Genomic DNA, 24818 nt, shown 5'->3' on the forward strand with positions numbered 1-24818 from the left:
GCCGGGGGCCGCGGAAGGCGTGGGCCGCCGGAGGCCGGAGGCCCCCGGAGGCCCCCGGAGGCCGGAGGCCGCGGAAGGCGGAGGCTACGGAAGGCGTGGGCCGCCGGAGGCCGGAGGCCCCCGCCGGGCGCCGGCGGCCAGTCAGCCTGCTGTGCCGGAACGCTTCCAGCCGCCGCGGTGCGACTCGGCCAGGCCCAGCAGCCCGAGCCGACCCAGCCCCGCGCGGACGGAATCCGCGGACAATCCCGCGACGGCGGTGAGCTTTTCGACGGAGGTGGTGGCCCGCAGTGGCAGGGCGTCCAGCAGGATAAGGTCCTCCAGGGTCAGTCCGTCCTGGACCGCCGCCCTGCCGGCTTTGACCTCGGGGAGCGATTCGCCGCTGGGCGAGGCGAGCTCCGCGACCTCCCCGGCGTCGGTGACGCACACCGCTCCTCCTTCCCGGAGCAGCCGGTGGCAGCCCGCGGAGTTGGCGCTGTGCACCGACCCCGGCACCGCCCCGACGGCTCTGCCCAGCGTTTCCGCGTGGTGGGCCGTGTTCAGCGCGCCCGATCTCCACCGGGCTTCCACGACGACCGTGACGGACGCCAGCGCAGCGATGAGCCGGTTGCGCTGCAGAAACCTGTAGCGCGTCGGCGCGGAGCCCGGCGGGACCTCGGCCAGGACCGCGCCCTGGTTGGCGACGGTCCGCAACAGCTCCTCGTTGCCGGAGGGGTAGAAGCGGTCCACTCCCCCTGCCATCACGGCCATGGTGGGCATGCTGCCGGAGGATCCGCCGGCGAGGGCTGCCCGGTGTGCGTGCGCATCGATTCCGTAGGCGCCGCCTGAGATGATGGTGAACCCCCGCTGTGCCAGGGAATACGCGAGGTCGCCTGTGACGGAGGCGCCATATGAGGTGCTGTCCCTGGAACCAACCAGCGCGATGGACCTTTCGGGCGCCGGCAGCTGCTGCTCGATGCCACGCCACCACAGGCAGATGGGTTCCTGGAGTCCAAGGTCCGCCAGCTGGCGGGGCCACAGTTCGTCCGACGGGATGATCAGGCGACCGCCGAGCCGCTGCATCGTGGCAAGGTCCCGTGCCGGCGCCAGATCAGGGACCCGGGGTGCCCAGCGCTGCCGGGCTGTCCCGAGTCCCGTCCAGCCGCTGCCCGAGCTGTTCTCGTCCAGCAGCTGGAAGATCTCCCGCTCCAGGTCCGCTCCGGCGGCCAGCTGGCCGGTGGCGATCTTCACGGCGTCCTCCGCCCCGGCTATGCGTACGAGGGCCAGGCCTGCAGCGTCCTGCGGCTCAAACAGCCGGGACAACGCTGCCCGGGCTGTCCGTTCGCTTTCTGTCATGGTGATGTTCCTTTCGCAGGCTGGCGGTGAGTGATGACGCTGCGCTGGGCGGCCGCGCCGGTGGAATATCCTGTTAGGCGGCGACGGCTGCCTGCCGAAGATTGAGAGCCAGTCCGATGTCGTCCGGCTCCGGGATGTCCCGCAGGGCCAGGTCGGCCAGGGTCCACGCCAGGCGCAGCACGCGGTCGTAGCCGCGGGCCGTCAGCACACCGCGTTCCATGGCGTGGTCCAGGATCCGGGTGGTAGGGGCGCCGAGCCGCAAGGCGCCCCGGAGGACTCGGCCCGGGACCTGCGCATTGGTTTCCATGCCGAAAGGCAGCAGCCGCTCGAGTTGGCGCTCCCGTGCAGTGTGGACGCGCGCCGCAATGGTGGCGGTGTCCTCCTCGGCCCCGGGCATTCCAAAGTCGGCCAGCGACACCCGCTCGACCTGCAGCTGGATGTCGACCCTGTCCAGCAGCGGCCCGGACAGGCGGGCCAGATACCGACGGCGCATTGTCGGCGTGCAGATGCACTCGACGCCCTTGCCCGTGGCTTTCCCGCAGGGGCACGGGTTGGCGGCGAGCACGAGCTGGAAGCGAGCAGGGTACGCCGCAGTTCCTGCCGCACGGTGCAGCACGAGTTCCCCGCTCTCCAGCGGCTGCCGAAGCGCATCGAGGACCCGGCGCTCGTATTCCGGGGCCTCGTCAAGGAACAGCACCCCGCGGTGGGCACGGGACGCGGCCCCGGGTCTCGGCAGCCCCGAGCCACCTCCGATGATGGCCGCGGATGTGGCGGTGTGATGCGGGTTTTCGAACGGCGGCCTGCGCACAAGTTGCAGCGAGGCTGAGGTCAGTGAGCAGAGTGAATGAATGGCGGTCACTTCCATTGCCTCGGCGTCGCCGAGGTCCGGCAGGAGCCCGGGCAGCCGTTCGGCCAGCATCGTTTTTCCCGCGCCCGGAGGACCGGTCAACAGCAGGTGGTGGGCGCCGGCGGCGGCGACTTCCAGCGCTCTCCGGGCATCCCCCTGCCCGGAGACGTCGCGCATGTCCGGCGGCGCAAAGGACGGCGCCTCAGCTCCAGGATCTGGTTCATCAGCGTCAGGGGCGGGGTCGAAGTCGAGGGCAAGGTCTCGCGGATCGGCGCCGAAATCGAAGGCCAGGCGCGCGAGTGTGGTGTAACCCTGCACGCGGGCGCCGGGCACAAGTTCCGCTTCGGCGGCGTTGTCCTGCGCCACGACGACGTCGGCGTAGCCCGCCCGTACCGCGGCCATGACAGCGGCGAGGACGCCGCGGACAGGACGCAGCCTGCCGTCAAGGCCCAGTTCGGCGATGAACACTGTCCGGCCGGTGGACCGGACATCGTTGGAGGCCAGCAGGGCGGCCATGGCGATGGCCAGGTCGAAGCCGGAACCGCGTTTGGGCAACGACGCCGGGATGAGGTTGGCCGTGATCTTCCGGCGACTCAGCGGAATGCCGGAGTTCTGGGCGGCCGAGCGGATGCGTTCCCTGGCCTCGTTAAGCGAGGCATCGGGAAGCCCCAGAATGACGAAGGCCGGGAGAGTCTGCCCGATGTCGGCCTCCACTTCGACGATATAGCCGTTCAGGCCCACGAGGGCCACCGCATAGGTCCGGCCGAGTGCCACTTACCCCACCCCTTTGAGGTGGTCAACGGCGGGGGCGCCGACGCCGTCGTCGAGCACGGCGATCACATCGATCCGGCGCAGCGGCATACGGAGTGCATGGTCCCGGCACCACGCAGAGGCCAGCCGGTGCAGCCGGGCGAGCTTGTCCACGCCGACGGCCTCGAACGGATGCCCATACGCGAGGGACCTGCGCGTCTTCACTTCGGCGATGACCAGGGTGTCGCCGTCGAGCGCGACAATGTCGATTTCGCCCTCGGAACACCGCCAGTTGCGGTCCACGATCCGCATTCCCTGGGCCTGGAGATAGCCGGCCGCGAGTTCCTCCCCGCGCCGGCCCAGCACGTCTTTAGCTCTCATAAGACCAGCGTGCGCCGTGGCAAGGGGCTGGCACAGGCGCCAAAGACGCTATGTGGGAAACCTCCGGCCGGGCGCGCCATTTCAGGAACCCGGCGTCCCGGGCCAGGACGCCGGGCCAGGAATGCGGGCACGAACCTTACGCCCGGGATTGTCGTGGCCCGGTCGTAGCCTTCAAATGCCGGCGCCCACCGGGCCGCCAGCGAACAGCATCAGCCGCTTCAATACAAGGAGGACGGACATGACAAAGAATTCACCATGCGAGCCGTGGTGCGACGAGCTCAATGACGCTGCAGGCGAGTGCCTCACGCTGCGGTGCCTGTACTCACACTGTGAGCAGCACACCTGGCCATCCGGCAATCCTGAATTCGCGGCCGCGGCCGCGCAGTTCAAGGCCTTGGCCGGCTTCCCGGATCAGATCAACTCAATTTTCATCGAAGTGAGCTACATTCCGGCGGAGGAGGACCGTCCGGAGATGGTCCTTCGCTTTCGGGACATCAGCAACGACGCTGACTCTGCCACACTCAGGACGACAACTCTCGGCCTCAGGCAACTGCACGCCAGCATTGGTGAGTTTCTCCAGGAGCTCGACTAGCCAGCCGGAGGGTCAGCCGGGTCAGTTCCCGAGGTCCCCGGCCTTGGGCAGGGCAAGTTCCTCGCTGCGCGGGAGCTCCTCGACGTTGACGTCCTTGAAGGTGATCACGCGGACGCTCTTGACGAAGCGGGCGGAGCGGTAGACGTCCCAGACCCAGGCGTCCTGCAACGTCAGGTCGAAGTAGACCTCGCCGTCGGCGCTGCGCGCCTGGAGGTCAACGTGGTTGGCAAGATAGAAACGCCGTTCGGTCTCGACCACATAGCTGAACAGCCCGACAACGTCGCGGTATTCGCGGTAGAGCTGCAGCTCCATGTCGGTCTCATAGTTTTCAAGGTCCTCGGCACTCATGGTTCCATCTTGCACCATCCGGCACGCCCCGCGCGCCACAGTCCGTCCCGCGCCACCTTGGCGCCGTTGCCGTCCGGGCGGGTACGGAGCGGCGTCAGTCCGCGAGCAGCTGCCAGCTCACCCGGTGGTAGGGCGTGGGCCCGGCGGCGCGGAGCGCGTCCTTGTGGGCGGCGGTGCCGTAGCCCTTGTTCTCGTCCCAGCCGAAGGCGGGGTATTCGTGGTGCAGTTCGCGCATCATGCCGTCGCGCTCCACCTTGGCCAGGATGGACGCCGCGGCGACGCTCAGGCACTGCATGTCGGCCTTGACCAGCGTGTGCACCGGCGCGTCGCAGCCGGGCTCCACCGGGCCGTCGTCGAACAGGGACGGCTGGGCATCGGGTGAAAGCCAGTTGTGGCTGCCGTCCAGCAGAACGACGTCCGGAACCACCCCGGCGGCCAGGACCGCGAGCCAGGCACGGGTTCCGGCGAGCCGGAGCGCGGCGACGATGCCGAGCGCGTCGATCTCATGCGCGGAGGCATGCCCGACGGCCGAGGCCACACTCCAGCTGCGGACCAGGGGCACCAGGCGTTCGCGGTCCGCCACTTTGAGCAGCTTGCTGTCCCGCACATCGGCCAGCAGCGTTTGCTGGTGGAGGTCCACAACGGCGATTCCCACGCTAACAGGCCCGGCAAGGGCGCCGCGGCCCACCTCGTCGACGCCGGCCAGGAGCCGGGCGCCGGAGCTGCGGAAGCGCCGTTCGTAGTCGAGCGTGGGGGCTTCGGACATGACGTCAGCCGCTACTTTCCGGCCGGGGCGGGCACGTCGCGGAAGACGTCCGGGTAGTTGTCGAGGGCGGTGATACGGTTCAGCGGCCAGGCGACGACGGCGGCCTTGCCTTCGATGTCTGCGATGTCGACGAAGCCGCCGTTGCTGTCCGTGTGGGCGCGCGAATCGGCGGAATGGTTCCGGTTGTCACCCATGACCCAGACCTTTCCTTCGGGGACCACGACGTCGAATTCGCGGACCTGGGGCACTTCGGCGGGGTTGATGTAGGGCTCGTCCACGGGGGTGCCGTTGACCATGATCCTGCCGCCGGCGTCGCAGCAGGCCACGCGGTCCCCGGGCAGTCCCACGACGCGCTTGACGAGGTGCTGCTCCGAGTTGTCCGGGAGCAGGCCAATGAACGTCAGCCCGTCCTGGACCCAGGTGAAGGGCCCCGCTTCCTTCTCCGCCATGGGAACTAGCCAGCCCTGGGTGTCCCTGAACACCACGACGTCGCCGTGCTCCAGGGCGAACGGCTCCGGGACCAGGAGGTTCACGAAGATGCGGTCGTTCACGTCCAGGGTGCTGACCATGGACTCCGACGGGATGTAGAACGCCCGGAACAGGAAGGTCTTGATCAGGAAGGACAGCACGATGGCGACCAGCACCACGGTGGCCACTTCCTTGGCCCAGAGGAACAGCGGGCTGTGGCGCTCCCGGGACTTCGCCCGGCGCGCGCGCTTCGACGCGGTTCCCGCATGGGCAGGGCCGCCGGTGAACGCATGATCCGCGCGGACGTCAGGCACAGCAGGGTGCTCCGCGGCGGGGACCGCTGAGGAGGCGACCCGGGGCTGGTCCTGCCCCCGCGGATCTGGAGTCCGGGGTCCGGTCTCGGGCATCTACTGTCCGTTCTTCGCTGTCGTTGTGGCGGCCTTGTCGGGCCGTCCCACTGCTGTAAATCTATCAATCGGCCAGATGATCTGGACGGGTCTTCCGATCACCCGGTCCAGCGGCACCATGCCTCCGCCGGGGGCGCCGAGGAGACTGCGGGAGTCGGCCGACAGGGAGCGGTGGTCCCCCATCAGCCAGAGCCGCCCCGCGGGCACGATCACGCTGAATTTCAGCTCGCTCGGGGCGTCACCCTCAAAGAGATAGGGTTCTGCAACTTGCTGGCCGTTGACTGTGAGCCCGCCGCCGGCGTCGCAGCAGACCACGTGGTCACCTGGGAGCCCGATGACGCGTTTGATGTAGGTGGTGTCGCCTCCGGAGAGGCCGACCCAGTGCCCGACGCCGCCAAGAAAGTCCAGGACGGGACCGTTGCCGCTGTTCAGCGGCGCGAACGAGCCTCGGCCGTCGAAGACGACTATGTCGCCGCGGCCCACCGGCTCGGCGCCGAAGTCCGTGCGCGAGACGAGGATCCGGTCCCCCTCGCGGAACATCGGCTCCATCGAGGCGGAGGGGATGTAGTAGACGTCGAGCCATAACGAGCGGACCAGTCCGCTGATGAGCACGGCCAGCACCGCGGCCAGCAACACAAAACGCCAGCCGAGTTTCCTGGGCTGGCGTTTTGTGTGTTCCATGATCCGTATCCTCTGACGCTTTTCTCAACTGAACAGCGCTGTTGCGGATGCTCCGGCGCTGGCCGGACACGGTCCGTGGACCCGCGGTGGAAGACTCCGGCGGAAGCCGGAAAAGTCTTACTTTGCGGTCTGGAAGTCGCGCTTTTCCTTGATCTTCGCGGCCTTGCCACGCAGGTTGCGCATGTAGTACAGCTTGGCGCGGCGCACGTCACCCTTGGAGACGAGCTCGATCTTCTCGATGATCGGGGAGTGCACCGGGAAGGTACGCTCCACGCCAACGCCGAAGGAGACCTTGCGGATGGTGAAGGTTTCGCGCAGGCCGTCGCCGTGGCGGCCCAGGACGAAGCCCTGGAAGACCTGGACGCGGGAGTTCTTGCCTTCGATGATGTTCACGTGAACCTTGAGGGTGTCACCCGCGCGGAAGACGGGAACATCGGTGCGCAGCGAGGCTGCGTCTACTGAATCGAGGATATGCATTGATTCACTCCTGGTGAACGCCACAGGTCCTTCACGTGGGGTCACGGCGGCCAAGCCCGGGCACAATTGCGGCCCGGAAATTCCCGCCGAAAATTTTTGAATCCGGCTCCGTCAGGAATTGACGGGACCGGGGTGCCGCACTGTTGGTGACGCTCCCCCTGTGGCAGGTTCGCACCCAGCAGGCACAAGGACTAATTTTGCCACATCCGGGGCCTTCCAGCCAATCCGGTCAGGCGGAATCCCCACCGGCGTCCGCGCGGCGCTTGAGACGGCCGTCGACGACGTCGTAGCCGAGGTCCGCGAAGGCGGTGCGGTCCGCGCGGGGCAGCTTGGCGGCGTCGAACTGCTCCAGCAGGTCCGGCCGGCGTTCAGCGGTGCGCCGGTATTGCTCGTGCCGTCGCCACTGGGCGATCTTGCCGTGGTTGCCGCTGAGCAGCACCGCCGGGACCTCGCGGTCCCGCCAGCTGGAGGGCTTGGTGTAGACGGGGTACTCCAGCAGCCCGTCCGAGTGTGACTCCTCCACGAGGGACTCGGGATTGCCGACGACGCCGGGCAGCAGGCGCCCGATGGCCTCCACCATCGCCAGCACCGCCACTTCGCCGCCATTGAGGACGTAGTCGCCCAGGCTCATGGGCCGCACGGTGAAGTGCCCGGCCGCCCATTCCATCACGCGCTCATCGATGCCCTCGTAACGGCCGCAGGCAAACACCAGCCGCTCTTCCCCGGCAAGTTCCTGGGCGGTCGCCTGGGTGAACCGCTCCCCCGCCGGTGACGGCACAATCAGGACCGGCCTGGCCGCGTCGTTGGGGCGGTCCGCCGCGACGGCGGCCAGGGCCTGGGCCCACGGCTCGGGTTTCATGACCATACCGGCGCCGCCGCCGTACGGGGTGTCATCCACGGTCCGGTGGCGGTCCGTGGTGAAGTCCCTGAGGTCGTGGACGTTGAGCTCGAGCAGCCCGTCCTGGCGCGCCTTTCCAATCAGCGAGAGTTCCAGCGGCGCCAGGTACTCAGGGAAGATGCTGACGACGTCGACCCTCATTTAGGCGTTGTCCCCGGTGTCGGCGCGGCCTTCAGCGCCGGCGGGAGCTTCGGACGCCTGCTGGTCGCCGGCAGGCTGACCGCCGGACGTGGACTCATCCTCGGCGTTGACCTCGAAAAGGCCCGGCGGCGGGGTGACCAGGATGTAGCCCTCCCCGACGTTGACCTCGGGAACGATCTGCTCGACGAAGGGGATCAGGACTTCCTTGCCGTCCGTGGCGGTGACGACCAGCAGATCCTGGACCGGGAGGGTGTGGAGGCCGGAAACCTTGCCGACCACCTGGTCACCGACGCGGACCGCCAGGCCCTCGAGCTCGTGCTCGTACCAGCCCTCGTCATCGTCATCGTCGTCGAGTTCCTCCGTTTCGATGAACAGCTTGGCGCCGCGGACAGCCTCCGCCTCGTTGCGGGTCTCGATCTCCTCGAAGGCGAGCAGCAGGATGTCCTTGTTCCAGCGGGCGCTGAGGATGGTGAGCGGGCCGGCCGAGGCAGGCTCCACCACGAACTGGGTTCCCGGGACGAAGCGGTCGCCGGGCGCATCGGTAAGCACCTGGACGGTCACTTCGCCGCGGATGCCGTGGGGCTTGCCGATTCGTGCCACCTGAAGCTGCATCTGTTCCTCTGTTCGGGGTTGGTGTTTGGGTGGAGCTGCGGGGGAAAACAGTCCGGCCCCTCCACCATTATCTGGTGAAGGGGCCGGACTCAAGACAAGTGTTGCTGGAAGCGTTACCGGCGGCGGTCGGTGTCGACGACGTCGACCCTGACCGGCTCGCCATCCGCCAGTGCTGCCACCACAGTGCGCAAAGCGCGTGCTGTGCGGCCCTGGCGGCCGATTACCCGTCCGAGGTCGTCCTGGTGAACGCGCACTTCGAGGGTGTCCCCGCGGCGGTTGTTCTTCGCACTGACCTTGACATCGTCAGGACTGTCAACGATCCCGCGGACGAGGTGTTCGAGCGCTTCTGCCAGCAATTTACTCAGCCTCGGTGGTCTCTGCTTCGGCGTCGGCGGGAGCCTCGGCTGCATCGTCCTTCTTGGCCTTCTTGGTGATGGCTTCCGGGATGATCACGGAACCCTTTTCCGGGGTAACGAAGGCAGCCTTGGGAGCCTTGGTCTTCAAGGTGCCCTCCTGGCCCGGGAGACCCTTGAACTTCTGCCAGTCACCGGTGATCTTGAGGATCGCGGCAACCTGCTCGGACGGCTGTGCGCCGACGCCGAGCCAGTACTGGGCACGGTCCGTGTCGACCTCGATGTACGAGGGCTCTTCGGTCGGGTGGTACTTGCCGATCTCTTCGATGGCACGGCCGTCACGCTTGGAGCGTGCGTCCATGACGACGATGCGGTAGTACGGTGCGCGCATCTTGCCAAAGCGCTTAAGGCGAATCTTTACGGCCACTTTTGTGGTCACTCCTGTTTCTGAAACGGGGTCGAGCCCGGCGTTCTGCACCCGTGGGGCGGGCCGTACTAGGGGGTTCTAAAAGGACAAGATCCGGACGCGGAGAGAGGGGCCACGCAGATCGAGTACCTGTTTATTGTGCCAGATCAGCGGCGGGAATTCGACTTGACACCCGCAGCCGGTTCTTTTGGGGGATGAAGCGGGTCAGGAAGTCCAGACGTAGAGGCCGGATTTGCTGGCTGGATCGACGGCGGCGGCCAGTTCGGCGAGCTGCCGGACGTAGCGGGTTGCCTGCTCGGCACCGAAGGGCATGTCCTCTTCGGCGGCCCAGCTTTCGGCGACGTCGTCCAGGACGTTGCCCTCGCCCTCGGTCTCGTAGCTGAGCAGCTCCGCCAGGGCACGGACCATCGCCGGCGGCACGCCGAGCAGGGAGTCGCTGGCGACATCCACCATCGCGAGCTCGTAGTCGGCGCCGGAGGCGTGGACGGCAGTACCGGCCAGGTCGCCTAGGCGCTCGACTTCGAAGTCGCTGATCTCCGCAATCCGGACGGCCCCGGAGGCCGCCGGGGCCCCGCCGTCGAGGGCGGCAGCACGTTTGAGGGCTTCATCGTGGGTGGAAACAAAGACTTCGGTGAATCCCATGGAGCTCGTCCTTAGCTGTCCGGCGGCGCTGGGCCGCTGTTTTTTGGCGTCACTTCAGCGTAGCCGCTCCGGCCTGCCCGGCACTCCGGCTGGACATGCCCTCCCCTGACCGCGGCCAGTGGACATAATGCCACTATGTCCGCTCCTGGCCGCGGCCGGTGGACATGCCCCGCGTTCCGGTCAGCGAAAACTGGGCATGTCCCACTGGGGCTGGGTGGCTGGGTGGCTGGGGCTGGGTGGCTGGGTGGCTGGGGCTGGGTGGCTGGGTGGCTGGGGCTGGGTGGCTGGGGCGGCGGGTGGCCGGAACAGCGGGCACTCAGCGGACGGCGACGCGGATGCGGTTGCGCCACGGGTCCTCAAAGCGAAGTTCGGCCCCGGTGTGGTGGGACTGGACCCCGGCGGTCCTGAGGCGGTCGGCGAGGGCGCCGACGTCGTCACCGGACGGTACTTCGATCAGCACCTCGCCGAGGCCCAGGGTGTCCCGGCGGGGTCCGGCGCCGCGGCTGTTCCAGACGTTCATGGCCATGTGGTGGTGGTAGCCGCCGGCCGAGACGAACAGCGCCTGCCCGTGCCAGCCGGCGGTCTTTTCGAACCCGAGCGTTCCGACGTAGAAGTCCTGGGCGGACTGGACGTTACCGACCTGCAGGTGGACATGCCCGACGCCGGCCTCGGCCTCGCGCTGGCCGGTCACGGATTCCTCGGTGAGGAACTGTTCCAGGTAGCGCTGCGGCGGCAGGGCCAGGCTGTCCATAACCACGGTGGAGCCGTCCCAGGACCAGGCGTCGCGGGGCCGGTCCCAGTAGAGCTCGATGCCGTTGCCTTCGGGATCGTTGAAGTAGAAGGCCTCGCTGACGAGGTGGTCGGCACTGCCGGTGAAGGACTGCGGCTCAAACTGTGCCGCGCTGGCGACGGTCGCGGCGAGGGACGGCTGGTCCTCGAATAGCAGGGCGGTGTGGAAGAGGCCGGCCTCGCCGCGGGAGGGGAGAGTGAGCCCGGGCGCCGGGGCGAGGTGCACCAGCGGCTTCTGCCGGCGGCCGAGGTAGAGTCCGCCGTCCTGCTCGGCGACAATGTCAAGGCCGAGGGCCCGCTGGTAGTAGTCGGTCATGAGCTTCATGTCGCCGACCTTGAGCATCACGGCGCCCATGGTGAGTTCGGCGGGAAGAAGATCCTGGGTGCTGTTTTCTGCAGTCATGTGATCGCTCCGGTGCTTCAGTGGCCACCGACCGTCGATGACCTTCATACAGTTAAAATTACTTGAAGCTTCAATTTATTCCTAATGGGGCGGAATGGTTTCAGCGGACCAGTTCTCCGCGCAGCACGATGTGCCGGAGATCCTGCAGGGTGGCCAGGTTGCTCCGCGGGTCCTCGGCGCAGACCAGGACGTCGGCGCCGGCGCCGGGGGTGATCCCGTCCGCGCCGAGCCAGTCCCGCGCGGCCCAGCCGCCGGCGTCGAGGGCGGCCGTGGCGGGGAGTCCGGCGGCGTGCAGCGCCCGGAGCTCGTCGACGATGCGCCCGTGTTTGATGACGCTGCCGGCGTCCGTCCCGGCGTAGATGGTGACGCCGGCTTCGAAGGCTGCCAGGACGCGTTCCGCCCGGCGCTCCCAGAGTTCCCGCATGTGCGCGGCGTACCGGGGGAACTTGGCCCCGGCCTGCGCGGCGATGTCGGGGAACGTGGCGATGTTGATGAGGGTGGGCACGATCGGCACACCCTGTTCGACGAACCGCGGCAGGTGCCTGGGGAGCAGGCCCGTGGCGTGCTCGATGCAGTCGATCCCGGCGTCGAGCATGTCATCGAGTGTGCCCTCGGCGAAGCAGTGCGCCGTCACGCGGGCGCCTTCATCGTGGGCGGCCGCGACGGCGTCTTTCAGCGTCCCGGCCGGGAAGCTGGCGGCGAGGTCGCCGGCGTCGCGGTCGATCCAGTCCCCCACGAGCTTGACCCAGCCGTCGCCGGCGCGGGCCTGTTTGCGCACGGCCTCGACCAGGCCCTCGGGTTCAACCTCGACGGCGAAGCCCCGGAGGTAGCGCCGCGTCCGGGCGATGTGCCGGCCCGCACGGATGATGCGGGGCATGTCGGCGCGCCGCTGGAGCCAGCGGGTGTCATGCACGGCGCCGGCGTCGCGGACCAGCAGGGTGCCGGCGTCGCGGTCGGCCCGGGCCTGTTCTTCCGCGGCCGGCCCGGCCACGTCCCCGCCGGGGCCGAGGCCGATGTGGCAGTGCGCGTCGACCAGCCCGGGGATGACCCAGCCGTCCAGCACAAGGTCCGGCGCGGCGGCCGGACGGTCGAAGCTCAGCAGGCCGTCCACGGACCACAGGCCCTGGTGTTCTGTTTCGGGGCCGGTGAGGACGGTGCCGCTGAACTCGATGATGCGGGTCATGGCTTTAAGCCTAGACTGCGGCCCGGCCCCGGCGTCGTCACACGCGGCGGCCCACCGCACGGCCTGTGGTAGCTTCGTCTACGACCACACGGGTGCCCTTGCAGGGGCTGAGATCGGGCTGACGCAGCCTGCGACCGTTGAACCTGTCCGGGTAATGCCGGCGAAGGAAGTGAGTATTCCGTGACGACGCAATCGACACAGCACAGCCCTGTCCACAATGAAGCAGTCCTGGAAGTGCCACGACAAGATCAGCCTCCCGCACCCACCGAGTCGTTGACGTCCCATTCCCTGGCTTTCACCACGGACGCCGAACACGGCATCCGCGTTCCGGTGACGGAAATCGCGCTGGCAGACTCCCCCGGCGGCGCCGCCAATGCCCCGTTCCGCGTGTACCGCACCGCGGGCCCGGGCAGCGACCCGGTCCGCGGGCTGGAGCCGTTCCGCGCCCCCTGGATTGAGTCGCGGGGGGACACCGAACCCTACGACGGCCGGGGCCGGGATCTGCTCGACGACGGCAAGTCGGCAGTGCGACGGGGCGCAGCATCGGCCGAGTGGAGAGGCGGCCGCACAGTGCCTCGCCGCGCCGTCGGGGGCAGGACGGTCACGCAGATGCGGTACGCGCGGGAGGGGCTGATCACGCAGGAGATGCGGTTCGTCGCGCTGCGCGAGAACTGCGACGTCGAACTGGTCCGCTCCGAGGTAGCGGCAGGCCGTGCCATCATCCCCGGCAACGTCAACCACCCCGAATCCGAGCCGATGATCATCGGCAAGGCGTTCCTGGTGAAAATCAACGCCAATATCGGCAACTCGGCCGTGACCAGTTCCATCGCGGAGGAGGTCGATAAACTCCAGTGGGCCACCCAGTGGGGCGCGGACACCGTCATGGACCTCTCCACCGGGGACGACATCCACACGACGCGCGAATGGATCATCCGCAACTCCCCCGTGCCCATCGGCACGGTCCCGATCTACCAGGCGCTGGAGAAGGTCAACGGCGAGGCGAACGCCCTGACCTGGGAGATTTTCCGGGACACCGTGATCGAGCAGTGCGAGCAGGGGGTGGACTACATGACCATCCACGCCGGAGTGCTGCTGCGCTATGTGCCGCTGACGGCCAACCGGGTCACCGGCATCGTGTCCCGCGGCGGGGCGATCATGGCCGGCTGGTGCCTGGCCCACCACCAGGAGAACTTCCTGTACACCCACTTCGATGAGCTGTGCCGGATCTTCGCCCGCTACGACGTCGCGTTCTCGCTGGGTGACGGGCTGCGGCCCGGAGCGACCGCGGATGCCAACGACGCGGCGCAGTTCGCCGAGCTGGACACCCTGGCCGAGCTCACGCAGCGGGCCTGGGACTTCGATGTGCAGGTCATGGTGGAGGGGCCCGGGCATGTGCCGTTCCACCTCGTCCGGGAAAACGTGGAGCGCCAGCAGGAACTGTGCAAGGGCGCCCCGTTCTACACGCTGGGGCCGCTCGTCACCGATATTGCCCCCGGCTATGACCACATCACCTCGGCGATCGGCGCCACCGAGATTGCCCGGTACGGCACCGCGATGCTCTGCTACGTCACGCCCAAGGAACACCTGGGACTGCCCAACAAGGACGACGTCAAGACCGGGGTGATCACCTACAAGATCGCCGCCCACGCCGCCGATCTCGCGAAGGGCCACCCCGGTGCCCATGAACGCGACGATGCCCTGTCCAAGGCACGGTTCGAGTTCCGCTGGCGGGACCAGTTCGCGCTATCCCTGGACCCGGTGACAGCCGAGGCGTTCCACGATGAGACGCTCCCCGCGGAGCCGGCCAAGACGGCACATTTCTGCTCGATGTGCGGGCCCAAGTTCTGCTCCATGCGGATCAGCCAGGACATCCGGGACGAATACGGCTCCGCGGATCCGCAGGCCGCGCTGGTGGCCGGAATGCGGGAAAAGAGCAACGAGTTCATCGCCTCGGGCGGCAAGGTCTACCTGCCGGCGCCCGCCGTGGGCGGACCCGCCGGCTAAGAGGCGTGGGCGTGCTGCTGCCGGCCGACGTCGGCGATGAACGCCCGGATGACCCGGTTCCCCTCCGCTGAATCCTGGGGCCGGTGCCCGCCCGCCGCCGTGCGGTGCAGGGCGCCGGTCTCACGCAGGTAGCCTGCGATCTCTTCATAGAGCGGTTCCCACCCGCCGGTCAGGACCAGGGTGGGGACGCCGGGGACAATCTGCAGCGGCGCTTCCCAGGGCGGAACCTGCAGGCGCAGGCGGCGCGCCTCCCGCTGGTCTTCCGGGCTGGGGGCGCCAAGGGTCGCCTGCGCCGGGGTGTGGGCGGCGAACACCCGGCGGACGAATTCACGGTGGAAATCCTCGTCGCTCAGGTGGTGGCGGACCGCGAAGAGCGGCTGCATCAGGGCACGGTGCGCCGCCGTCGCCGGGAGCTCCGCGGTGAGCGAGAGGCAGGCCGGCTCCACGAGAGTCAGCGACTGCACCAGGTCCGGGCGTTCCACGGCGGCCATCATCGCGGCGATGGCCCCCTGCGAGTGCGCGACGACGTGGCCGCCGGCCTCGCCGCGGCCATCGTTGGCCAGCGCACGAAGGACGATGGCGGCGTCGGCGTCGAAGTCCGTTTCCAGCGGCTCGGCGACGGGGTCATACCCGTGGCGGCGCAGGAACAGCGCATCGTAGTCCAGCGCCATTCCGTGCTGTTTCGGCCACGCGGCAGCACCGAAGCTGCCCGCCCCGTGGACGAAGACTACGCGAGGCTTGTACATGGTCTAACCCTATGACACCGCACCGGCAATGGGCCGGCGACATCTCGGCCGGCAGGGCCTTATTTGCCGCCGCCGAGGAACTTGTCGAAGCCCTTGGGCAGGTTCAGCTGGGAGGGATCGAAGTCGCCGCCCTGCTGGCCGAACGCGGCACCGGTCGGGAGGGCCTTGGCGCCTTCGGCCCGGCGGGCCTGGGCATCCTTGAGTTCCTGGGCGGCCTTGGCCGGGTTGCCGGAGCGGGCCTTCTTCTTGGGTGCGCTCTTGGCGCCCTTGCGGGCCCCGCCGCCGCCTCCCATGCCGGGCATTCCCGGCATTCCGGGCATGCCGCCGCCGGCAGCCATCTTCTTCATCATCTTCTGGGCCTGCGCGAAACGTTCCAGCAGGCCGTTGACCTCGGAGACGTGCACACCGGAGCCGCGGGCGATCCTGGCCCGGCGGGAGCCGTTGATGATTTTCGGGGCAACGCGTTCATGCGGTGTCATGGACCGCACGATCGCCTCGACGCGGTCGATCTCACGCTCGTCGAACTGCTCGAGCTGCTGCCGGATGTTCTGCGCCCCGGGCATCATCATGAGCATCTTCTTCATGGAACCCATGTTGCGGATCTGCTGCATCTGAGCGAGGAAGTCGTCGAGGGTGAAGTCTTCCTGGTCGGCGAACTTCTTCGCCATGCGGGCAGCTTCGTCCTTGTCCCAGGACTTCTCCGCCTGCTCGATCAGGGTGAGCACATCACCGAGGTCGAGGATGCGCGAGGCCATGCGGTCCGGGTGGAAGAGCTCGAAGTCGTCCAGGCCTTCGCCGGTGGACGCGAACATCACGGGCTTGCCGGTGACCGAGGAGACGGACAGCGCGGCGCCGCCGCGGGCGTCGCCGTCGAGCTTGGAGAGCACGATGCCCGTGAAGTTCACGCCCTCGTCGAAGGCCATGGCCGTGTTGACGGCGTCCTGGCCGATCATGGCGTCGACCACGAACAGCACTTCGTTCGGAACGATGGCGCGGCGGATCTGACGCGCCTGTTCCATCATCTCGGCGTCCACGCCGGTCCGGCCCGCGGTGTCAACGATCACGACGTCGTGCAGCGTGCGGCGGGCTTCCTCGACGCCGGCACGGGCGACCGAGACCGGGTCTCCGGCCGGGTGCTCCAGTTCGGTGGAAGTCGCTCCCGGGTGCGGGGCGAAAACGGGCACGCCGGCGCGCTTGCCGACAACCTGGAGCTGGGTCACCGCGTTGGGACGCTGCAGGTCGCAGGCCACCAGGAGGGGGCTGTGGCCCTGCGCCTTGAGGTACTTGGACAGCTTGCCGGCCAGGGTGGTCTTGCCGGCACCCTGGAGGCCGGCGAGCATGATGATGGTGGGTCCGGTCTTCGCGAGGCGGATCCGGCGGGTCTCGCCGCCGAGGATCTCGACGAGCTCCTCGTTGACGATCTTCACGATCTGCTGGCCGGGGTTCAGGGCGGCCGAGACTTCGGCGCCGAGGGCACGCTCGCGCACGCGGCCGGTAAATTCGCGGACCACGGGCACGGCAACGTCGGCGTCCAGGAGGGCGCGCCGGATTTCGCGGACCGTGGCGTCAACGTCCGCCTCGGTCAGGCGGCCCTTGCCACGGAGATTCTTGAAGGTTGCTGTCAACCGGTCAGAGAGTGAATTGAACACGCGCCGTGCACTTCTTTCAGTGGATCTACAGATGGCGGCCGGTCCGGCACGCCAGCGTCGCGACTGATGTTCGCCGGAACGAACTGCCTCGACAACGGGACTCGACTATCTAGGGTACCAAGACGCGCCTTCAAGATGGCATGCTGACTTAGGTGACCAGCCAAACAACTGTAAAAACCCTGCTCATCCTCGGCGCCTCGGGCGACCTCACCGGGCGGCTCCTGCTGCCGGGTCTGGCCCGGCTCGTGTCCCGGGGACGCGCCGACGGCCTGACCCTGGTGGGCGCCGGCTCCGATGCGTGGACCCCCGATCAGTGGCTGGAGCGCATCGAGGAATCCTTCGCCGACGCCGACTCCCAGGCCGAGGCGTACGGCCGGCGGGAGCTGAAACGGATCCGCGACACCACCGCCTACCACCAGCTCGACGTCACGGCCGACGGGGAGCTGGCCGGCCTGCTGGCCCGGCTGGAGGGGCCCGTGGCCATTTACTTCGCGCTGCCGCCGCGCGTCAGCCAGCTGGCCTGCGAGGCGCTGGCCCCCGGCCAGGTGCCGGCGGGGACCCGCCTGGTGATGGAGAAGCCGTTCGGTTCCAGCGAGGAGTCCGCCCGGCACCTGAATGAAACCTTGTCGGCCCTGGTCCCGGAGGACCACATCCACCGGGTGGACCACTTCCTGGGCAAGGCGACGGTGTTGAACATCCTGGGGCTGCGCTTCGCCAACACCTTCCTGGAGCCGGTGTGGAACCGGGAGCACATCGAAAAGGTCGAGATTGTCTTTGACGAGGACCTCGCGCTGGAGGGCCGCGCCCGCTATTACGACGGCGCCGGCGCCCTCCGCGACATGGTCCAGAGCCACCTTTTGCAGATCATGGCCCTGATGGCGCTCGAACCGCCCGCCTCGGTGGACGAGCGGGACCTCCGCGACGCGGTGGGCACGGTGCTGCGGGCCAGCAGCATCAAGGCACCCTACGCCAAAAGCACACGGCGCGCCCGGTATACCGCGGGATCGGTCGACGGCCGCAAGGTCCCGGACTACGCCAGGGAGGACGGCGTGGACCCGACCCGGCGCACCGAAACGCTCGCCGAGGTGGAAGTGCGGATCGACAACTGGCGCTGGCAGGGCGTCCCCTTCATCCTGCGCTCCGGCAAGGCCCTGGGCGTCAAACGCAAGGAAGCGGTGGTGACCTTCCGGCCGGTGCCGCACCTGCCCAAGGGCTTCAGCGGGGTGGACTCCCCCAACCAGCTGAGGATCGGCTTCGGTCCGGACACCCTGCAGTTCGACGTCGACGTGAACGGCCCCGGCGATGTCCTCGCCCTGGACCGTGCCACCCTGAAGGCCGAGCTCAGCGCGTCCGAGCTGCTGCCCTACGGGGAGGTCCTGGAGGGTGTCCTGACCGGCGATCCCCTCCTCTCCGTCCGTGCCGACACCGCGGAAGACTGCTGGCGGATCCTGGAACCCGTCCTCAAGGCCTGGTCCAGGGACAGCGCACCGCTGGAGGAGTACGCCGCCGGGAGCGCCGGGCCGGAAGGCTGGCGGGACTGAGGGCCGCGGCCGTCGTTTCAGCCGGCCAGACACACAAAAGCGGGCCGGGTACCTTTCCAGGTTCCCGGCCCGCCTTGTTGTGTGAAGCTGACGGTTAGATAGCGGCCGAACCGCGTTCTCCGGTGCGGACCCGCACGGCTTCGAACACATCCATCGTCCAGACTTTGCCGTCACCGGCCCGGCCGGTGTTCGAGCTGGCGATGATGACATCGAGGATGTCGTCCGCCTGTTCGTCGGTGGCCAGGACCTCTACCCGGATCTTGGGCAGCAGGTCGACGTTGTATTCGGCGCCGCGGTACACCTCGGTGTAGCCCCGCTGCCGGCCGTAGCCGCTGGCCGCGCTGACGGTGAGGCCCTGCACTCCGTAGGCCTCAAGGCCCTCGCGGATGGTGTCGAGCTTTTCCGGCCGGACGATTGCTGTGATCAGTTTCATGCCTCCACACTTTCCTTACCTGCTGCTGCGGTCTTCTTACCGTTGGACGAAGCGTCCACCGTCTCGGCCGGGGCCGCCGCGGCGTCGCCCTGGGCCTTGCCGGTGATGAGTTCGTGCAGCGGGGTGAAGCTTCCGCCGTGGCCGCCGACGCCGAATTCGTAGGCGGTTTCGGCGTGCAGGCTAAGGTCCACACCCACGACTTCCTGCTCCTGGGAAACCCGGAAGCCCATGGTCTTGTGGATGGCGAAGGCGATGATTGCGGTCATCGCTGCGGAGTAGGCGATGGCGATGCCGGCCGCGGCGAGCTGGGCCCACAGCTGGGTGAGTCCGCCGCCGTAGAACAGGCCGCCGCCAACACCGTCGGCCGGGAGGGCGATGAAGCCCAGTGCCACGGTGCCGATGATGCCCGAGACGAGGTGGACACCGACGACGTCGAGCGAGTCGTCAAAGCCCCAGCGGAACTTGAGGCCGACGGCCAGGGCGGAAGCCGCACCGGCGATCAGGCCGAGGGCCAGGGCGCCGACAGGGCTGACGTTGGCGCAGGCCGGGGTGATGGCGACGAGGCCGGCAACCACACCGGAAGCGGCACCGAGCGAGGTCGGGTGACCGTCGCGGATACGCTCCGTGATAAGCCAGCCGAGCATTGCCGCGGCGGGGGCTGCGAGGGTGTTGACCCAGATCAGGCCGCCCTGTTCTGCCGTCGTTGCTGCGCCGCCGTTGAAGCCGAACCAGCCGAACCACAGGATCGCAGCACCGAGCATGACGAACGGGATGTTGTGCGGGCGGTGGTTGGGGTCCTTGCCGAATCCCTTGCGGTTGCCGATGATCAGCACGAGGATCAGTGCTGCAACACCGGCGTTGATGTGGACAACCGTGCCGCCGGCGAAGTCGATCGCCGGGCCGAGGGCCTGGCCGATTGCGCCTTCCGGGCCGAACAGCCCGCCGCCCCAGACCATGTAGGCCAGCGGGCAGTACACCAGGGTGACCCAGACCGGGACGAAGACGGTCCAGGCGCCGAACTTGGCGCGGTCAGCGATCGCGCCGCTGATCAGGGCGACGGTGATGATGGCGAAGGTGGCTGCGTAGCCGACCTTGATGAGTCCGTCAGGAGTGTCGATGCCCTCCAGCCCGAAGGTGGCGAACGGGTTTCCCACCATCTGCATGAAGCCCTCGCCGGAGCTCATCGAGGCGCCCCAGAGCACCCAGACCACACCGACCATGCCGATGGAGATGAAGCTCATCATCATCATGTTCAGTGCGGCTTTGGCGCGCGTCATGCCGCCGTAGAAAAATGCGAGTCCTGGTGTCATGAACAGCACGAGCGCTGCTGCCACCATCAGCCATACGTGACCTGCGGTAAGTTCCATGGTGCACGTCCTCCCTTGCTTAGATGCGATCTAAAAGATGTTGCGGAGTTCTCCGCGTGCCTCAACGCGGTTTGCGTTCTAAGAAGAGTTTGTCGTCGACGTGTTTCGCTGGCGGAGGATTTAGATTGCCGGGTTGTTACAAGAACCTCCCGGAAGTAAATGGTGCAAATCGTTCTTGTTACGGTTATGTTTCACGCGTTCCAACATCCCTCCTCCACCGCCCGTATCACCAGGAAGCCACCGCCATGAGCAAGACGCCCCGCCCCGCGGGATCCCCGCCGCAGGCCGGCACCCGGACCCACGGCAAGGCGGTGCTGCCCCGGGACATCAAGGTGATGTTGGTGGCCGCCTTCCTCATCGCCCTCGGCTTCGGTCTCGTGGCACCGGTCCTCCCCCAGTTCGCCACCACTTTCGACGTCGGCGCGACGGCGGCTGCCGTGATCGTGAGCATCTTCGCCTTTATGCGGCTGGTGTTCGCTCCCGCCGGTGGTGCGCTGATTGTGCGGCTCGGCGAACGGCCGGTCTACGTGGCCGGCCTGTTGATTGTGGCGGCGTCGACGGCGGCGTGTGCCTTCGCACAGGACTACTGGCAACTGCTCATCTTCCGCGGCCTCGGCGGTGCCGGGTCGGTGATGTTCACGGTGGCGTCGATGGCCCTGGTGGTCCGGCTGGCGCCGCCGGAGAGCCGCGGCCGGGTGTCCGGGGCCTATGCCTCGGCGTTCCTCATTGGCAATGTGTGCGGGCCGGTCGTGGGCGGATTGCTGGCCGGCTTCGGCCTGCGGGTGCCGTTCCTCGTCTACGCGGCCGCCCTGGTCCTGGCGGCGCTCGTGGTGCAGACCCAGCTCAGCCATGTGCCGGCGGCGTCCCGCCCGGACGGGACTACGGCGCCGGCGATGGAGCTGCGCGAGGCGCTGCGTGACAGCGCGTACCGGGCGGGGCTGTTCTCCAGCTTCGCTAACGGCTGGGCGACCTTCGGCGTGCGGATGGCCACGGTGCCGCTCTTCGCCGTCGCCGCCCTGAACGCGGGGCCGGAATCGGCGGGCTGGGCTCTGGCCATGTTCGCCGCGGCCAACGCGGTGGCGCTGACGTTCTCCGGCAAACTCGCGGACAGCCTGGGCCGGAAACCCATGATGGTCTCCGGACTGCTGGTCACGGGAACCGCAACGGCGGCCATCGGCTTCACGCACGATCTGCTCTGGTTCCTTGTGGCGACCGCTGTCGCCGGCATCGGTTCAGGGCTGCTCGGTCCCGCGCAGCAGGCAGCCATGGCCGACGTGATTGGCAACGAGCGCTCCGGCGGGCGGGTACTGGCCATCTTCCAGATGACCGCCGACAGCGGCGCGATCATCGGACCGGTGCTTGCCGGGCTTCTCGCGGACCGGCTGGGCTATGGCTGGGCTTTCGGTGTCACCGGCGGCGTCCTGGTCGCGGCCGCCGCGGGCTGGCTGCTGGCCCGGGAGACGTTCCACCGGCCGGCGGCGCGCGGCGCGTGACCGCCTCGGTCAACACGCCGCCAGGATTTCGCTAGGCTGGAAGGAGATGCCGCCCAAGAGCTGGAGAGAATACCGATATGCCACCCCAAGCCCCCTTGCCCAGACACGCCCACGAAAGCAGTCCTGAGGACGTGGCAGGAACGAAGCGCCACAAGCTCCGTCCCCTCATCGTCGTCTCGTCAGTCGCGGTCCTCGTTGTGATCATGGTGCTGGCGTTTTTCCTGAGGCCCGACGCGGCAGGTGACGCAACTGCGACTCCCGCGCCGTCGGCAAGCTCGGACCCTGCCTCGGCGGCTGCGTTGCCCCCGGCTCCCGCGGTCACGTACTACGAACAGCAGGGCCCGCCGGCCGGTTCACCCCTCGAGGCTGTCGAACCCCTCCAGATCGGCGTTTCGGCGGCGAAAACCGGGGCTTCACTGCCCGACGGGATCGTCGGGCTGTCACTCGAATCCACAGACCTGGCGGATGCGAACCTCCGGGGCGACAACCCGGAGATTGTGTCCGTCCTCAAGGGACTGGGCAAACCGCTCCTCCGCTTTGGCGGAAGTTCGGTCGACCGCAGGATGTTCTGGACCTCAACTGGCGAACCTGTGCCGGCCGGTTATAAAGGGGACCGGCCCCGTCCGGTCAAAGCGGTCTCCCCCGCAGATTTGGAGCGGATCAATGGCCTTCTGACGGCTGCCGATGCCACGATCAGCCTCACCGTGGACCTGGGCCACTACAATCCGGCCAGGGCAGCCGACTTGGCCAAGCATGCGACGCGGATTTTCGGTGCACGGCTCGTGAGCATCACGGTCGGCAACGAGCCCAACGGTTTCCCCACGAGCTCCGTTCGGGCCAAGTCCTGGAAGATCGGCAACTTCATGGAGGAACTGAACGAATATGCCACGGCCATCCACGCCGTAGCGCCGGATCTCCCGCTTCTGGGGCCCGGCGCATACACGGAGACCTGGTGGGAGCCGTTCGCTGAGGCGAAGCTTCCCCAGCAGAAGATTCTGTCGCTCCACCACTACCCGCTCTCAAGTTGCGACGCCAAGGATCCGCAGAGCACTCCCACGATGGCGAACCTGATGAGTGCCCGCATGCATGACCGCACCATCGAGTACCAGCAGGCCGCGCTGAGCGTCGGGAAGAAGGCCGGGCTGGACGTCTGGATCCCCGAGACCGGGATCAGCGCCTGCGACGGCGCCAACCCAACCACCACGACCCATGCATCCGCCATGTGGAGCACGGACTATGTCCTCAGTGCCGCCCAGCAGGGCATCCAGCGGCTGGGGTTCCACAGCTCACTGATCACGTGCAAGGGAGGCCCTCCGATGTCCCCCATCTGCTCCGGCGGAGCCTACTTGCGGCCCGACGGCACGCTGTTCGAAGAGGCCCCCTATTTCGGCCTCTCCCTGGCCGCGGGACTGAGCGGCGGAAGTTTCCTGAAACTGGACCAGTCCGGCGGAGGCCTGGTTTACTCCTACGCGCTCCAGCAGGCTGACGGAAGCACCAGCGTCGTCATCGTTAACGAAAATGACCCGGAAAAGAGCGCCCCGACCCAGGTCAGCCTCGAACTGCCCGGCCGGCCGCTCACCGGGACAATGACCCAGATGACGGGACCCAGCTACTCGGCGCAGGACAGCACCCTCGTCGATGGCGCCAAGGCCCCGGCCCGGCCCGTCGCTGAGCGCCCCACCGTCCCGGGCTTCGCCTATGGGTCCGAAACACAGAAGTTCCAGCTGACGGCGGGCACCGTCACCGTCCTCAACTTCACCTACTAGGCACCACAAAGCGACTGGCTCCCAGTTGATGCCGCTTCCGGAAGTCCGGGCGGGCATCAGCTGGGAGCCAGTCGGGTTTAAGGCGCTACTGCGGCGGAGCTAGTTCAGGATGGCGTCCACGAAGCTCTCGGCGTCGAACGGGGCGAGGTCGTCTGCCCCTTCGCCGAGACCGACCAGCTTGACCGGAACGCCGAGCGACTTCTGGATGGCCACCACGATGCCGCCCTTGGCCGTGCCGTCCAGCTTGGTCAGGACGATGCCGGTGATGTTCACGACCTCGGCGAAGACCCGGGCCTGGTTCAGGCCGTTCTGTCCCGTCGTGGCGTCGAGGACCAGGAGCACTTCATCCACCTCCGCGAGCTTCTCGATGACACGCTTGACCTTGCCGAGTTCGTCCATCAGGCCCACCTTGTTCTGCAGGCGCCCGGCGGTGTCGATCATCACGACGTCGACTTCCTGGTCGATGCCGGCCTTGACCGCTTCATAGGCGACCGATGCCGGGTCCGCGCCGTCGACGTCGGACTTCACGGTGGCGACGCCGACGCGCTGGCCCCAGGTGGCGAGCTGCTCGGCGGCGGCGGCGCGGAAGGTGTCCGCGGCCCCCAGCAGCACATCCTTGTCCTCGGCGACGAGCACGCGGGCGAGCTTGCCCACCGTAGTGGTTTTGCCGACGCCGTTGACGCCCACCACGAGCACGACGGCGGGTTTGTCGGCGTGGCGTTCGACCCGCAGGCTGCGGTCCATCGTCGGGTCCACCAGCTTGATGAGTTCCTCCCGCAGCAGCGCTTTGACCTGCTCCGGAGAGCGGGTCCCGAGCACCTTGACGCGTTCGCGGAGCGCATCCACCAGCTGCAGGGTCGGCTCGGTGCCGAGGTCGGCGAGCAGGAGGGTTTCCTCGACCTCATCCCAGACGTTCTCATCGATCTTGTCCGCGGACAGCAGCGCCAGCAGGCCCTTGCCTAGGATGTTGTTGGAGCGGACCAGGCGTTCGCGCAGGCGGATCAGGCGGCCGGCCACCGGCAGCGGCGTTTCGACCGGAACGATTTCCAGGCCTGCAACGTCATCCGGGACTTCGACTGTTTCCGGGCCTGCATGGTCAATGGAGCCCGGGGCCGGGCGTTCACGCGTCGGGGCAGGGCGGTCCTCGAGGAGGGTTCCGCCTCCGGCGACGGGCGCCACTGGATCGTTCTCGTCACGCTTTCCGGGGTAGTTGGTGATGTTTTTCCGGGTCTTCATCAGGACCGGAATGAGTGCACCGAGCACCACCAGGGCGGCGAGAATGGGCAGAAGAATGGGGAGGATGTCGTTCACTCCCCTAGCTT

The 24818-nt window shown here is 67.9% G+C and carries 25 protein-coding genes and 1 riboswitch; of the genes, 5 read left to right on the forward strand and 20 right to left on the reverse strand.

The annotated features are described in order from the left end of the window. Window positions 1-141: 141 nt before the first annotated feature. From dprA to ABIC21_RS08275, 3 genes are all read right to left on the reverse strand, one after another. A complete protein-coding gene (dprA, locus tag ABIC21_RS08265; RefSeq protein ID WP_354349931.1) occupies window positions 142-1332 on the reverse strand; it encodes a DNA-processing protein DprA in 1191 nt (396 codons plus the stop codon). A gap of 73 nt (window positions 1333-1405) precedes the next feature. Then, window positions 1406-2953, reverse strand: coding sequence for a YifB family Mg chelatase-like AAA ATPase (locus tag ABIC21_RS08270; RefSeq protein WP_354349932.1), 1548 nt, complete (start codon window positions 2951-2953; stop codon window positions 1406-1408). Beyond that, window positions 2954-3310, reverse strand: coding sequence for a YraN family protein (locus ABIC21_RS08275; protein WP_354349933.1), 357 nt, complete (start codon window positions 3308-3310; stop codon window positions 2954-2956). Window positions 3311-3548: 238 nt separating this feature from the next. On the opposite strand from ABIC21_RS08275, the gene ABIC21_RS08280 reads away from it, so the two are divergent. Next, window positions 3549-3902 carry a hypothetical protein gene (locus tag ABIC21_RS08280; protein ID WP_354349934.1) on the forward strand — a complete coding sequence of 118 codons (354 nt, stop codon included), beginning with the start codon at window positions 3549-3551 and terminating at the stop codon, window positions 3900-3902. Between the two features lie 21 nt (window positions 3903-3923). Here the strand turns inward: ABIC21_RS08280 and ABIC21_RS08285 are convergent, their stop codons facing one another. From ABIC21_RS08285 to ABIC21_RS08340, 12 genes are all read right to left on the reverse strand, one after another. After that, window positions 3924-4250 carry a DUF2469 domain-containing protein gene (locus ABIC21_RS08285; RefSeq protein ID WP_069952106.1) on the reverse strand — a complete coding sequence of 109 codons (327 nt, stop codon included), beginning with the start codon at window positions 4248-4250 and terminating at the stop codon, window positions 3924-3926. Between the two features lie 94 nt (window positions 4251-4344). After that, window positions 4345-5016, reverse strand: a complete 672-nt coding sequence (rnhB, locus tag ABIC21_RS08290; RefSeq protein WP_354349935.1) for a ribonuclease HII — start codon at window positions 5014-5016, stop codon at window positions 4345-4347. A gap of 11 nt (window positions 5017-5027) precedes the next feature. Beyond that, window positions 5028-5891, reverse strand: coding sequence for a signal peptidase I (gene lepB, locus ABIC21_RS08295; protein WP_354349936.1), 864 nt, complete (start codon window positions 5889-5891; stop codon window positions 5028-5030). Further along, window positions 5892-6572, reverse strand: coding sequence for a signal peptidase I (gene lepB, locus ABIC21_RS08300; protein ID WP_354349937.1), 681 nt, complete (start codon window positions 6570-6572; stop codon window positions 5892-5894). It abuts the gene before it with no gap. 117 nt (window positions 6573-6689) lie between these two features. Then, window positions 6690-7049: a 50S ribosomal protein L19 gene (gene rplS / locus ABIC21_RS08305; RefSeq protein ID WP_354349938.1), complete on the reverse strand. Its 360-nt coding sequence runs from the start codon at window positions 7047-7049 to the stop codon at window positions 6690-6692. A gap of 229 nt (window positions 7050-7278) precedes the next feature. After that, a complete protein-coding gene (trmD, locus tag ABIC21_RS08310) occupies window positions 7279-8088 on the reverse strand; it encodes a tRNA (guanosine(37)-N1)-methyltransferase TrmD (protein WP_354349939.1) in 810 nt (269 codons plus the stop codon). Then, window positions 8089-8700, reverse strand: a complete 612-nt coding sequence (gene rimM / locus ABIC21_RS08315) for a ribosome maturation factor RimM (protein WP_354349940.1) — start codon at window positions 8698-8700, stop codon at window positions 8089-8091. It lies immediately after the preceding gene. 113 nt (window positions 8701-8813) lie between these two features. Further along, window positions 8814-9056, reverse strand: a complete 243-nt coding sequence (locus ABIC21_RS08320; protein WP_224046810.1) for an RNA-binding protein — start codon at window positions 9054-9056, stop codon at window positions 8814-8816. 1 nt (window position 9057) lies between these two features. Further along, window positions 9058-9480 carry a 30S ribosomal protein S16 gene (rpsP, locus tag ABIC21_RS08325; RefSeq protein ID WP_024366590.1) on the reverse strand — a complete coding sequence of 141 codons (423 nt, stop codon included), beginning with the start codon at window positions 9478-9480 and terminating at the stop codon, window positions 9058-9060. Window positions 9481-9684: 204 nt separating this feature from the next. Next, on the reverse strand, window positions 9685-10122 hold the full coding sequence (locus ABIC21_RS08330; protein WP_354349941.1) for a hypothetical protein: 438 nt from the start codon (window positions 10120-10122) through the stop codon (window positions 9685-9687). Between the two features lie 316 nt (window positions 10123-10438). Next, window positions 10439-11314, reverse strand: coding sequence for a VOC family protein (locus ABIC21_RS08335; RefSeq protein WP_354349942.1), 876 nt, complete (start codon window positions 11312-11314; stop codon window positions 10439-10441). A 100-nt stretch (window positions 11315-11414) separates the two neighbouring features. Further along, entirely contained in the window at window positions 11415-12497 is a 1083-nt protein-coding gene (locus tag ABIC21_RS08340; protein ID WP_354349943.1) for an amidohydrolase family protein, read from the reverse strand. A gap of 78 nt (window positions 12498-12575) precedes the next feature. Next, a riboswitch (TPP riboswitch) is annotated at window positions 12576-12683 on the forward strand. Window positions 12684-12731: 48 nt separating this feature from the next. Here ABIC21_RS08340 and thiC point away from each other — a divergent pair. Then, window positions 12732-14501 carry a phosphomethylpyrimidine synthase ThiC gene (thiC, locus tag ABIC21_RS08345; RefSeq protein ID WP_354349944.1) on the forward strand — a complete coding sequence of 590 codons (1770 nt, stop codon included), beginning with the start codon at window positions 12732-12734 and terminating at the stop codon, window positions 14499-14501. On the opposite strand, the gene ABIC21_RS08350 is transcribed toward thiC, so the two are convergent. Continuing rightward, entirely contained in the window at window positions 14498-15247 is a 750-nt protein-coding gene (locus tag ABIC21_RS08350; protein ID WP_354349945.1) for an alpha/beta fold hydrolase, read from the reverse strand. The two genes, thiC and ABIC21_RS08350, sit on opposite strands and share 4 nt — an antisense overlap. A 59-nt stretch (window positions 15248-15306) precedes the next feature. Beyond that, entirely contained in the window at window positions 15307-16896 is a 1590-nt protein-coding gene (gene ffh / locus ABIC21_RS08355; protein WP_354349946.1) for a signal recognition particle protein, read from the reverse strand. 152 nt (window positions 16897-17048) lie between these two features. On the opposite strand from ffh, the gene ABIC21_RS08360 reads away from it, so the two are divergent. Beyond that, a complete protein-coding gene (locus ABIC21_RS08360; RefSeq protein ID WP_354349947.1) occupies window positions 17049-18437 on the forward strand; it encodes a glucose-6-phosphate dehydrogenase in 1389 nt (462 codons plus the stop codon). Window positions 18438-18531: 94 nt separating this feature from the next. Here ABIC21_RS08360 and ABIC21_RS08365 read toward each other — a convergent pair whose 3' ends face one another. Both ABIC21_RS08365 and ABIC21_RS08370 read right to left on the reverse strand, forming a co-directional pair. Continuing rightward, on the reverse strand, window positions 18532-18870 hold the full coding sequence (locus ABIC21_RS08365; RefSeq protein WP_024366371.1) for a P-II family nitrogen regulator: 339 nt from the start codon (window positions 18868-18870) through the stop codon (window positions 18532-18534). Further along, window positions 18867-20237 (reverse strand): ammonium transporter, encoded by a 1371-nt coding sequence (locus tag ABIC21_RS08370; RefSeq protein ID WP_354349948.1) that lies wholly within the window; start codon window positions 20235-20237, stop codon window positions 18867-18869. Before ABIC21_RS08370 ends, ABIC21_RS08365 begins: the two co-directional genes overlap by 4 nt. A gap of 245 nt (window positions 20238-20482) precedes the next feature. Between ABIC21_RS08370 and ABIC21_RS08375 the strand changes: the two genes are divergently transcribed. Continuing rightward, on the forward strand, window positions 20483-21730 hold the full coding sequence (locus ABIC21_RS08375) for an MFS transporter (protein ID WP_354349949.1): 1248 nt from the start codon (window positions 20483-20485) through the stop codon (window positions 21728-21730). Between the two features lie 131 nt (window positions 21731-21861). Further along, window positions 21862-23496 (forward strand): hypothetical protein, encoded by a 1635-nt coding sequence (locus tag ABIC21_RS08380; protein ID WP_354349950.1) that lies wholly within the window; start codon window positions 21862-21864, stop codon window positions 23494-23496. A gap of 99 nt (window positions 23497-23595) precedes the next feature. Here ABIC21_RS08380 and ftsY read toward each other — a convergent pair whose 3' ends face one another. Then, window positions 23596-24807 (reverse strand): signal recognition particle-docking protein FtsY, encoded by a 1212-nt coding sequence (gene ftsY, locus ABIC21_RS08385; RefSeq protein ID WP_354349951.1) that lies wholly within the window; start codon window positions 24805-24807, stop codon window positions 23596-23598. Between the last annotated feature and the right edge of the window lie 11 nt (window positions 24808-24818).

Source organism: Pseudarthrobacter sp. PvP090, from assembly GCF_040547365.1.
Taxonomy (GTDB): Bacteria; Actinomycetota; Actinomycetes; order Actinomycetales; family Micrococcaceae; genus Arthrobacter.